Genomic DNA, 11,455 nt, shown 5'->3' with positions numbered 1-11,455 from the left:
GTTGCTTTTCCTAGTGGCTGCCCCGTCCCGACTCGCCGGAGGCGACGCCCATCGAGACGATGTATTTCAACGCGCGGTCGACCGGCACATCCAGTTCGATGACCTCGCTCTTTTTCACATAAAAATAGAATCCGTTGACCGGGCTCGGCGTGGTGGGGATGAACACCGCGACGTGTTCCTCCGGCAGCATGCGCGCCACTTCGTCCGGCAGATTGGTCTGGAACGCCAGCGACCACGCCTGCGGATGCGGGTAACGCACCAGCAACACCTTGCGGAAGGCGTGCCCGCTGCCTGACAAAAGCGTGTCGGACACCTGTTTGACGCTGCCGTAGATGGTTTTCACTACCGGGATGCGAGTCAATTGCCGCTCCCAGAAATCGATGATCTTCTGGCCGAAGAAATTGGCGCCGAACACGCCGGTCAGCATAATGATCAGCAACGTCAGGATCACGCCCAGGCCAGGAATCCGCATCCCCAGCCAGGCCTCGGGCTGCCATGTGGCCGGCAATACCAACAGGCTCTGATCCATGGTGCCGATCAACAGATTGAGCACCCACAGGGTGATTCCCAGCGGCACCCAGATCAGCAGGCCGGTAATGAAATAACGCTTCATACGTGCAATTCAATCAAAAACGAAGAAGCGGACGGCTCGCACCGTCCGCTTCCCGGTTTCCAGCCTCGTCAGTTACACGCCGGACACGCGCCTGTGCCGCAGGCAGGCGAAGGCGCCTCGGATTTCGTTTCCGCAGGCTTGCTGCCGCCGCCTTTGAAATCGGTGGCGTACCAGCCGGTCCCCTTCAGTGCGAAACCGGCCGCCGTCACCTGCTTGGCATATGCGGCTTGGCCGCAGGAGGGGCACACCGTCAGCGGCACATCGGACACTTTCTGCATTTCATCCTGGGCGAAACCGCAGGAGGTGCATTGGTAGGCATAAATCGGCATAAAAATTCTCCGACAATCAAGAAGTTGCAGAATTATACCTAGATGGGCACAAGTCCCCAAACAGGGAGCCGCAAATCCCCCATCAGGCTCATCCGGGCCAGGCCCCGGAACAGCCTGTCACCAGCCGAGACTGAGGCTGCCGTAGACGCGGCGGCTGAAAATATTGGTATCGCGAAACTCCTGGTAATTGCCGAACAGGCTCTGCCCGACCACTGAAGCCTCGATGTCGCGTCCCTGCCATTTCCAGCGCCGCGCCACACGCAGGTCCATGCGATTGTAGGCGGCGGTGAGGTCGCCTTCGGACAGCCATTTCATGGCATCGCTGCGCCACACGCCCATACTCGCTTCCCAGCCATGATCCAGACGATAGCTGGCAAGCAGGCCCCAGGTGTTGCGCGGCGCGGAAACGGGGACGTCCTTGTTGAAATTGATGACGTTGTAGATGCCAGTTCCCCCAAAATGCGCCTCCAGGAACACGCGTGAATAGTGCGCGCTCAGATCGAGCGCATACACGGGCCGCCAACGCAGCTGGAGTTCGCCGCCGTGGGATCTGGCGCTGCCGATATTGGCATACTTGAATTCGTTGGGCCGGATTCCGCCATCATCCGAGGGGTCGAAGTCGTGCTTGTCCTGGCCGATGAAGTCGTCGATCTTGTCCTGGAACAGCCGCACATCCATTTCGAGCCGGGCCGGACGCCAAAATCCCACGTAGGCAATCTCGCGCGACAGGACACGTTCGGGCGCAAGGCCGTCAGACGGCACCGTCACCACATCGGCCACGGTACCGGATTGCAACACATAAACCTGGTTGCCCTTCTCCTCGAAGAACGTGGGCGAACGATAGGCACGCGAAATCCCCAGGCGGATGACGTGCCCGGGCGTCAGGGTGAAATTGGCTGCGACGCGCGGAGAAATATCGATGCCCGTAAAGTAATGGTGTTCCAGCATGGCTCCGCCTTGCAGCAGTACCCGCTCATGCGGGCGCCACTCCAGATTGCCGAACACGCGCGCAAGCTCGCCACTCCATTGCCTGCCGGAATTGTAATTCTGCGGACTGGTGACGGTTTCCTGGCGTACTTCACCACCCCATACCCCGCGCAGATTGGGGCGCCATTGCTCGTTCACCTGCAGCTCGATATTGCTGCGCGTCTGCAACAGATACTGGTCGACATTCACCACGCCGATACCCAGAGCGGTCAAATCCGCCTGCGCGTTGGCATCGAAACGGTTCTGGGCATAGTAGACCTGCAACCGCCACTCGCGGCGCGCGGATTCCACTTTGTGATAGGCCAGTTGCAGATACATCGCCCGTGCGTCCTGCTGCTGGGGCTCCAGGATGGCGGTCGGACTGACGACGCTCCGGCCGGCGTTCCAGTCGCCCTGGGACAGGCCGAACTGCGCCATCGCATCGGAATTCGCGGATAGTTGCCAGTCCATGCGCCCGTTGAGGAAAGAGGTCTTGCTGGACTCATAGTACTGCCCGTTGTCACCCGCCCCGTCAGCTACCTTGTTGGTGATGTCACGCTCGAAGCGATCGCGTTGCTGGGTCGAGGCGGTCAGGCGATAGCGCAATGCGCCGTCGCCCCCGCCATGACGAACCGTCGCGCCGCGCATGCCCTGTTCGCCAACCTGCAAGGAAACGAATTCACCCGGCACCTGCGCCGCCGTCTTGGTGATGATGTTGATGACCGCCGCGAAAGCATTGGCGCCATAGATCGCGGCATCCGGCCCGCGTACCACTTCAATGCGTTCGATATCGTCGATGGAAAGCGGAAGATCGGTCCAGTTCACCGCACCATAATGAGGACTGTATATCGAACGCCCATCGACCAGTACCTGGAAACGCCGCGAGAACGCGTCGCCCAGGCCGTGATATCCGGCGGCCCATGTGTTGTCGCGCGTATAAGCGACCGAGAAGCCCGGAACGAGACGCAGCAGATCGGGGATATCGCGAAACCCCGATGCGTGAATCATCTCCTGATCGATGACGGTCACGGCAACGGGCGCCTCACTCACCGGCTGGGACAAGCGCGACGCCGACAGCACTACCGGCAAATCGTCAAGAAAGTCGGACTCGGTCACTGCCGCCCCCGCCTGCTGGGCGCCCGCCAAAACGGCGCTCATCAACAATGCGCCCGCCCATCCCCTGAATATCGTGTGTGGTCTGCTGATCACCGCATACCGGTGCGTTCGCGCACCATCTCCCTATCCACCCTGTTTATTTATGTATTCCAGGGCTAACGGCTGGCCATCCTACATGCCTAAATCAGAACGGAATATCGTCGTCCATGTCGTCAAAGCCGCTGCTGGCCGGACGCTGCGCGGCGGCCGGCGCACTGCTGCGCGGCTGGCTGCGCGGAGCGCTTGCGGGTGCTGCCTGGTTGAAGGAACCGTCGTCCAGGTCGGCCATGCCGCCGCCGCTACGCCCGCCCAGCATCTGCATGCGGTCGCCGCGGATTTCGGTCGCGTATTTTTCGATGCCTTCCTTGTCGGTGTACTTGCGCGTGCGGATCGAGCCTTCGACGTAGACCTGGCTGCCCTTCTTCAGATATTGCCCGCATACTTCGGCGGTACGCCCAAAGAAGCTGACCCGGTGCCATTCGGTCTGCTCGACCATCTGACCGGTTTTGTCCTTGTATTTGTCGGTGGTGGCGATGGCAAGGTTGGCGACAGCCTCTCCGCTCGGCAGGTAGCGCATTTCGGGATCGCGCCCGAGGTTGCCGACCAGAATCACTTTGTTGACGGATGCCATGTTTTCCCCTGGATGTAAGCGTTGTCGTGTTGCGGATTCTATCAGGCCCGCCTGTCAGGCGCCCGTGGCTTCCAGCAGGATGCGGGCGGCGGCTTCATCCCAGCCCTGCAAGCTGACCTTGAGCATGGCCACGCCCTCCTCGGCCAGCACCACGGCTTCCACCACGCCGGCCACTGCCGCCAGTTTCGTTTTCAGCAGCGCGGCCTGGTCCGCGGGCATCGCCCCGACGCGGAACATGCGGGTCTTGATCGCGGGCGGCGCGGTCATCGACAGGCTCAGCGCGAGCCAGACCGCCATCAGGACCACGCAGAACAGGAACACGGCATAAAAGCCGACATGCTGCGCCAGCCAGCCACCGAAAACGCCTCCGAAGAACAGCCCCAGCGCCTGCGCGGTGTTGTACACGCCCATCGCGGTGCCTTTGGCCGATACGGGGGCAAGCTTGGAAATCAGCGACGGCAGGCTGGCCTCGAGCAGGTTGAAGGCGGCGAAATAAAAGAACAGCGCCCCCACGATGCCCCAGAAATGTCCGATGCCGAACGCGAGCCCCAACTGGGCCAGCAGCATCAGCGTCACCGCGCCGATGAACACCGGTTTCAGTTTGCCGTGCTTTTCTCCATAGATGATGGCTGGCACGATCAGCAGGAACGAGCCCAGCAGCACCGGCAGGTAGACCATCCAGTGGTGAGCCGGAGGCAAGCCGCTGTTCTTGAGGGCCACCGGCACCACCACGAACATCGCCATCTGCGCCGCATGCAAAGCAAAAATACCGAAGTCGAGGCGCAGCAACTGGGCGTCATGCAACACGTCTTTCAATCGTGCCGGGTTGGCCTGGGCGTCGGCATGAAAATGGCTGATCAGGGGATCGGGCACCCAGACCTTCACCACCCAGATGGCGGCCAGCGCCAGCACGCCGGTCAGCGCAAAGATCCCCGGCACGCCGATGAGGTGGTTGAGTGCTGGCCCCGCCACCATCGACGCGGCAAAGGTGAGGCCGATGGTAGAGCCGATCAGCGCCATCGCCTTGGTACGGTGTTCCTCGCGGGTGAGGTCGGCGAGCATGGCAGTGATGGCGGCTGAAATCGCGCCGGCCCCCTGGATGGCGCGGCCGAAAATCGTCCAGTAGATATCGGACGCCGACGCGGCGACAAAGCTGCCGATCGCAAACAGGATCAGGCCGAAAATGATCACCTTCTTGCGGCCGATGCGGTCGGACGCCATGCCGAAAGGAATCATCAGCAGCGCCTGGGTCAGGCCGTACATGCCGAGCGTCAGCCCGACCAGGGTGTGGTTGTCGCCGCCGGGCAAGTGCTCGGCATAGAGCGCAAACACCGGCAGGATGAGGAACATGCCCAGCATGCGCAGACCGAAAATCGCTGCCAGACCCGATGTCGCACGCTTTTCGGCGCGGGTCATGCTTTCAGAAAGGTCGATTTGAGCCACGTCGGGATTCGGCTAATTCGTGAAGTCCGTTATATTAGCAGGTTGCGAATTACGCCTCACGCACCCTGACTCATGGAATTCATCCGCATCCGTGGTGCCCGCACCCACAATCTGAAGAACGTCAACCTCGATCTGCCGCGCAACAAGCTGGTAGTGATCACGGGGCTGTCGGGCTCGGGCAAGTCCTCGCTCGCCTTCGACACGCTGTACGCCGAGGGGCAACGGCGCTATGTCGAATCGCTGTCGGCCTATGCGCGGCAGTTCCTGCAATTGATGGAAAAGCCGGACGTCGACCTCATCGAGGGCCTGTCGCCAGCAATCTCGATCGAGCAGAAGGCGACCAGCCACAACCCGCGCTCGACCGTCGGCACGGTGACTGAGATCCACGACTACCTGCGCCTGCTCTACGCCCGCGTCGGCGATCCGCAATGTCCCGAGCACGGCATCACGCTGGCGGCTCAGACGGTATCGCAGATGGTCGACGCAGTGCTCGCGCTGCCAGAGGACACCAAGCTGATGATCCTGGCGCCACTGGTGGTGGGACGCAAGGGCGAGAATCTCGAACTCTTCGCCGAACTGCGCGCGCAGGGTTTCGTGCGGGTGCGGGTCGACGGCAAGGTGCACGAGATCGACGCGGTGCCCAAGCTCGACAAGAATAAGAAACACACCATCGAGGTTGTCGTGGACCGCCTGAAGGTACGTGTGGATGCGAAGCAGCGCCTGGCCGAGAGCTTCGAGACCGCGCTGCGCCATGCCGACGGCCGCGCGCTGGCAGTGGAGATGGATTCCGCCAAGGAACACCTGTTCTCCGCCAAGTTCGCCTGCCCGATCTGCAGCTACGCGCTGCCCGAACTGGAGCCGCGCCTGTTCTCGTTCAACAACCCGATGGGCGCCTGCAACACCTGCGACGGACTCGGCCAGATCACCTTCTTCGATCCCGCGCGCGTGGTCGCCTTCCCGCACCTGTCGCTGGCATCCGGCGCGATCAAGGGTTGGGACAAGCGCAACCAATTCTTCTACATGATGCTGCAAAGCCTGGCGATGCATTACGGCTTCGATCTCGACACGCCATGGGAATCGCTTCCGGCACGCATCCAGGACGTCATCCTCAACGGCAGCGGCAAGGAAGCGATCGCTTTCCAGACGCTGGCACCGCGCGGCGGCTACGCGACGAAAAGCTATCCGTTCGAAGGCGTGCTCGCCAACATGGAACGGCGCTATCACGAATCCGATTCGATGGCAGTACGCGAAGAGCTCGCCAAGTATCAAAACAACAAGCCCTGCCCGTCCTGCCAGGGCACACGACTGCGCGAGGAAGCGCGCCACGTGATGGTCGGCAGCGTGCCGATCTATCAGGTCAGTGCAATGCCGCTCAAACAGGTGCTGGCGTTTTTCGAGAACCTGACACTCGAAGGCCACCGTGCGCAGATTGCCGACAAGATCGTCAAGGAAATCATCGCCCGCGTCGGCTTCCTGAACAACGTCGGACTCGACTACCTGTCGCTCGACCGCTCCGCCGACACGCTGTCGGGCGGCGAGTCGCAGCGCATCCGTCTGGCGTCGCAGATCGGCTCCGGTCTCACCGGCGTGATGTACGTACTGGACGAACCGTCGATCGGCCTGCACCAGCGCGACAACGACCGCCTGCTCGCCACGCTCAAGCATCTGCGCGACATCGGCAACTCGGTACTGGTGGTCGAACACGACGAGGATGCGATCCGTGCCGCCGATTATGTGGTCGACATGGGGCCCGGCGCTGGCGTGCACGGCGGCGAAGTCGTCGCCGAAGGCTCGCCTGAGGAAATCCGCCTGAGCGAATCTTCGCTCACAGGCCAGTATCTGTCCGGGCGCCGGCGCATCGCCATCCCGAAGAAACGCCGCCAGCCCGACCCCGAACGGCAACTGGTGGTGACGAACGCCAGCGGCAACAACCTGAAAAATGTCACGCTGAATCTGCCGGTCGGCCTGTTCGTCTGCGTCACCGGCGTGTCGGGCTCGGGCAAGTCGACACTGATCAACGACACGCTCTACACTGCGGTCGCGCGCCACTTGTACGGCTCCAGTGCCGAGCCCGCGCCGCACGGCGAGACCCGCGGCCTGGAATTCTTCGACAAGGTGATCAACGTCGACCAGTCGCCGATCGGCCGCACCCCGCGTTCCAACCCCGCCACCTACACAGGGCTGTTCACGCCGATCCGCGAACTGTTCGCCGGCGTGCCCGAGGCGCGCGCGCGCGGCTATGGACCAGGCCGTTTCAGTTTCAACGTCAAGGGCGGGCGCTGCGAAGCCTGTCAGGGCGACGGCGTGATCAAGGTCGAGATGCACTTCCTGCCCGACATCTACGTGCCCTGCGACGTCTGTCATGGCGCGCGCTACAACCGCGAGACACTGGAAGTGCAGTACAAGAGCAGGACCATCCGCGACGTACTCGAAATGACCATCGAACAGGCGCACGAATTCTTCGCCGCGGTTCCCGTGGTCAAACGAAAACTCCAGACCCTGCTCGACGTCGGCCTCGGCTACATCCGTCTCGGACAATCGGCCACCACGCTGTCGGGCGGCGAAGCGCAGCGCGTCAAGCTCGCACTCGAACTGTCCAAGCGCGACACCGGCCGTACGCTCTACATCCTCGACGAGCCCACCACGGGTCTGCATTTTGCCGATATCGACCTGTTGCTGAAGGTGTTGCAGCGCCTCTCCGACGCCGGCAACAGCGTGGTCGTCATCGAGCACAACCTCGATGTCATCAAGACCGCCGACTGGCTGATCGACCTCGGCCCGGAAGGCGGCGCCGGGGGCGGTCTGATCATCGCCGAGGGCACGCCGGAGGCCGTGGCCGACAACCCGGCCAGCCACACCGGCCAATACCTGCAGCCTGTGTTGTCCAAACACTGAGATGGCCGAACCAGTCCGCCTGTCCAAACTGATGTCCGAGCGCGGGCTGTGTTCGCGCCGCGAAGCCGACAGCTACATCGAGCGCGGTTTGGTGTTCGTCGACGGCAAGCGGGTCAGCGAACTCGGTACCAAGGTCGACCCGGATTGCGCGATACGACTCGACAATGCCGCCCAAGCGCAACAGCAGCAACGCGTCACTATTCTGTTGCACAAGCCCGTCGGCTACGTGTCGGGCCAGCCCGAGCCAGGCTACCAGCCTGCCGTAACCCTGATCCGACCGGACACGCAGTGGCAAGACGGGCGCGCCTCACAGGCATTCCACCCGACACACCTGAAAGGCCTGGCGCCTGCCGGTCGGCTCGATATCGATTCCACCGGCCTGCTGGTGCTCACGCAGGATGGACGCATCGCCAGACAGCTGATCGGCGAGGATTCCGGGATCGAGAAGGAGTACCTCGTTCGGGTGTCAGGGCATCTGGATGACATGGGGCTCGCGCAACTGAACCACGGTCTGTCGCTCGACGGCCGTCAATTACGCCCGGCCAAAGTCAGTTGGCAGAATGCCGACCAGTTGCGCTTTATCCTGAAGGAGGGCCGCAAACGCCAGATTCGCCGCATGTGCGAACTGGTCGGCTTGAAAGTCGTCGGGCTCAAGCGGGTGCGCATTGGCCGGATACGGCTGGGGGAGCTTCCGCCTGGACAATGGCGCTACCTGCGCGACGACGAGTCGTTCTGAAGGGGAAATCGTAAAGCAGACCACATACCGGCACCCAAGCTTGTTTCGTCAGCCTATTTGCACTAGAAACAGATTTGCAGAAAATAAATTCTGCATTTTTCCACGCACTCCAGGGAGACTTCTCATGCGATCCACCTTTCTCGTCGCGCTTCTCGCCGCACTTACCCTAACTGCCTGCCAAAAAGCGCAAGAAGCTGCCGCCCCGGCCATGGATCAGGCCAAGGAAGCTGCAGGCGCCGCAGCAGATTCGGCTACGGAAGCGGTCAAGTCCGCGGCCGATGCCGCAGGTGAGGCAGCCTCGTCAGCGACTGGGTCAGCCAAAGACGCAGCCGCCACAGCCGCCCAGAGTGCTGCCGATACTGCATCTGCAGGCGCGGACAAGGCACAGGAAATGGCCGATAAGGCCAAGGACGCAGCCAAGGAATAATCCAGGCGCCCTGGTATTCAACGGTCAGGACATCCTTGCCGTTTTTACTTTGAAATCCGGCGGGCCTCATCTCAAAATGCAGCCCCTACAATTCAGTCTCGTCTTTTCGATTTCACCACATGGATCCTCGCTCGCTGCTGCTGGGCTCGTTTCAGGCCGCGGTCGCCGCAGCCGACCCCGGACACATCCTGCCATCGCATCTGCCTTTGCCACCGCGCGGCCGGACGCTGGTGGTCGGTGGCGGCAAAGCCGCTGCCAGCATGGCGGCTGCCGTCGAGGCCCACTGGCCCGCTGACGCGCCGCTGTCCGGACTGGTCGTCACACGTTATCTGCACGGTCTGCCTACCCGCCGCATCGAGGTCGTCGAAGCCAGTCATCCGCTGCCCGACGGACGCGGCGAAGCGACCGCCCTGCGCATGCTGGACTTGAGTCGTCAACTGGGGCCGGACGACCTCCTGCTGGCCCTGATTTCCGGCGGGGGTTCCAGTCTGCTCGCCGCGCCAGTCGAAGGCGTGACCCTGAAGGAATTGCGCCAGGTGACCAAGGCCCTTCTACATGCCGGCGCAAGCATCCACGACATCAACACCGTGCGCAAGCATCTCACCCGCCTGTCGGGCGGCCAGTTGGCGCAAGCAGCCCAGGCTGCCCACGGACTGGCCCTGATCATTTCCGATGTCGTTGGCGACGACCCAGGTTCCATCGCTTCCGGCCCCTGCGCACCCGACGCCAGCTCCTGCGTCGATGCCCTCGAACAATTGCAGCGGTTGCGGATCACCCCGCCGGAAGGCGTCCTGCACCATCTTGAAGCCTGTGCCGCAGGCCACTTACCGGATACGCCCAAACCGGGGGCTCCCTGCTTCGCCAGAATGGAAAACCGTGTGATCGCAAGCGCGCACGACAGCCTGATGGCGGCAGTCCGATATTTCGAACAGCACGGGGTCCCCGCTTTACTGCTTTCGGACAAGGTCGGGGGCGACGCACAAAGCGTGGCACGTCAACACGCCGCGCTGGTGCATGCGCTGACACGCCGACAGGCGCTCGCCCTCATCTCTGGCGGTGAAACCACCGTTGCCCTGCAGCCCTGGCACGGTCGGGGCGGCCGCAATAGCGAATATCTGCTGGCCCTGGCGCTCGCTCTGAGCGAGACACCTGCCTGGGCGATCGCCTGCGATACGGACGGAATCGATGGCAGCGAAGACAATGCGGGCGCCCTGCTCACGCCGGACACCCTGGCACGCGCACGCGCGCAGGAACTCGATGCTGCGGGACGACTCGCCGCGCACGACAGTCACGGTTTCTTTTCCGCCTTGGGCGATCTTGTCGTCACCGGCCCCACCCGCACCAATGTCAACGATTACCGTGCGCTCGTGATTGGTCTGGATTGACGGCATGTAAAACACGATTCAGTTCAGGCGTTGCACCTGGATCGGGTCGCCGACCGCCAAACCATACGTCGTGGCGGCACTTCCGCGATTGACTGCCAGTTCGAGCAACCCCACGCTATTGATGAACCAGAATCCTTCGCCTTTACCGACCAGCCCGAAACTCTCGCCGTGCTGGAACCGTTCACCTGCTACGCTGACATGCGCGTTCTGCGGCACCCCGCGCACGCCGGTCCAGGCGTTGCCGTAATGATCGATGTAGATGACACGCGCCAGATCCCCTGCGTCGAATTCAACGTCGAGCGCATCGATCAGTGCCAGTCTATCGGCCGGGAAGTCGCCGCGCGCAATGTCGGCAGCGATCGGCGCAAACAGGTCGCGCCCATGAAAGGTCGGGGACACACCCTCGGGTTTCCAGATAATGCGCCACAACCGGGCATCGGCGTGACGTGCAGCGATGACGGACAACAGTCCATTGTCAGGTCCGACAAACCAGCGCCCGCCCGCCAGTACCACCACGGCATGGCGCGGCGTGCCCACCCCCGGATCCACCACCGCGAGGAACGTGCATCCCGGCGGAAAAACACTCGCGAACGCGGCAAGCAGATGAGCGCCCGCATGGGGATTGAAGTCAGGCGCTTCATGCAGCAGATCCACCACCTGCTGGGTGGCCGCATGTTCGGCCAGACGCGCCTTGACCTGCCCCACGTACGGATCCCGGGTTCCAAAATCGGTGAAGAGAACGATCATGTGCTTTCCAATTCGATAGGAAGGGGAAGACTATGCTTGACGAACCGAACTGGCGGCAAGCCTACTCGGAAGATCCCGCCTCCAATCTATTGCAGGCGCTCCAGGCATGAAAAAAGCCGGGCTGTCCC

10 protein-coding genes are annotated in these 11,455 nt (G+C 62.4%); 4 read left to right on the top strand and 6 right to left on the bottom strand.

The annotated features are described in order from the left end of the window. Positions 1 to 10 precede the first annotated feature (10 nt). From B058_RS0107515 to B058_RS0107495, 5 genes are all read right to left on the bottom strand, one after another. On the bottom strand, positions 11 to 613 hold the full coding sequence (locus tag B058_RS0107515) for a DUF502 domain-containing protein (RefSeq protein WP_018507869.1): 603 nt from the start codon (positions 611 to 613) through the stop codon (positions 11 to 13). 68 nt (positions 614 to 681) lie between these two features. Beyond that, a complete protein-coding gene (locus B058_RS0107510) occupies positions 682 to 942 on the bottom strand; it encodes an FmdB family zinc ribbon protein (protein WP_018507868.1) in 261 nt (86 codons plus the stop codon). Between the two features lie 117 nt (positions 943 to 1,059). Further along, positions 1,060 to 3,066 (bottom strand): TonB-dependent receptor plug domain-containing protein, encoded by a 2,007-nt coding sequence (locus B058_RS0107505; protein ID WP_018507867.1) that lies wholly within the window; start codon positions 3,064 to 3,066, stop codon positions 1,060 to 1,062. 142 nt (positions 3,067 to 3,208) lie between these two features. After that, on the bottom strand, positions 3,209 to 3,694 hold the full coding sequence (ssb, locus tag B058_RS0107500; RefSeq protein WP_018507866.1) for a single-stranded DNA-binding protein: 486 nt from the start codon (positions 3,692 to 3,694) through the stop codon (positions 3,209 to 3,211). 54 nt (positions 3,695 to 3,748) lie between these two features. Beyond that, positions 3,749 to 5,110, bottom strand: coding sequence for an MFS transporter (locus B058_RS0107495; protein WP_018507865.1), 1,362 nt, complete (start codon positions 5,108 to 5,110; stop codon positions 3,749 to 3,751). A gap of 99 nt (positions 5,111 to 5,209) precedes the next feature. On the opposite strand from B058_RS0107495, the gene uvrA reads away from it, so the two are divergent. From uvrA to B058_RS0107475, 4 genes are all read left to right on the top strand, one after another. Further along, positions 5,210 to 8,032: an excinuclease ABC subunit UvrA gene (gene uvrA, locus B058_RS0107490; RefSeq protein ID WP_018507864.1), complete on the top strand. Its 2,823-nt coding sequence runs from the start codon at positions 5,210 to 5,212 to the stop codon at positions 8,030 to 8,032. Between the two features lies 1 nt (position 8,033). Then, positions 8,034 to 8,768, top strand: coding sequence for a pseudouridine synthase (locus B058_RS0107485; protein ID WP_018507863.1), 735 nt, complete (start codon positions 8,034 to 8,036; stop codon positions 8,766 to 8,768). 124 nt (positions 8,769 to 8,892) lie between these two features. Beyond that, positions 8,893 to 9,195 (top strand): hypothetical protein, encoded by a 303-nt coding sequence (locus tag B058_RS0107480; protein ID WP_018507862.1) that lies wholly within the window; start codon positions 8,893 to 8,895, stop codon positions 9,193 to 9,195. Positions 9,196 to 9,314: 119 nt separating this feature from the next. Beyond that, entirely contained in the window at positions 9,315 to 10,580 is a 1,266-nt protein-coding gene (locus tag B058_RS0107475) for a glycerate kinase type-2 family protein (RefSeq protein WP_018507861.1), read from the top strand. 18 nt (positions 10,581 to 10,598) lie between these two features. Here B058_RS0107475 and B058_RS0107470 read toward each other — a convergent pair whose 3' ends face one another. Continuing rightward, positions 10,599 to 11,327: an SAM hydrolase/SAM-dependent halogenase family protein gene (locus tag B058_RS0107470; RefSeq protein ID WP_018507860.1), complete on the bottom strand. Its 729-nt coding sequence runs from the start codon at positions 11,325 to 11,327 to the stop codon at positions 10,599 to 10,601. Positions 11,328 to 11,455 lie beyond the last annotated feature (128 nt).

The sequence above is a fragment of the Thiobacillus thioparus DSM 505 genome (assembly GCF_000373385.1).
Classification (GTDB): domain Bacteria; phylum Pseudomonadota; class Gammaproteobacteria; order Burkholderiales; family Thiobacillaceae; genus Thiobacillus; species Thiobacillus thioparus.
The sequence above is the reverse complement of the archived record's forward strand: the minus strand, read 5'-3'. Positions and strand labels throughout refer to the sequence as shown.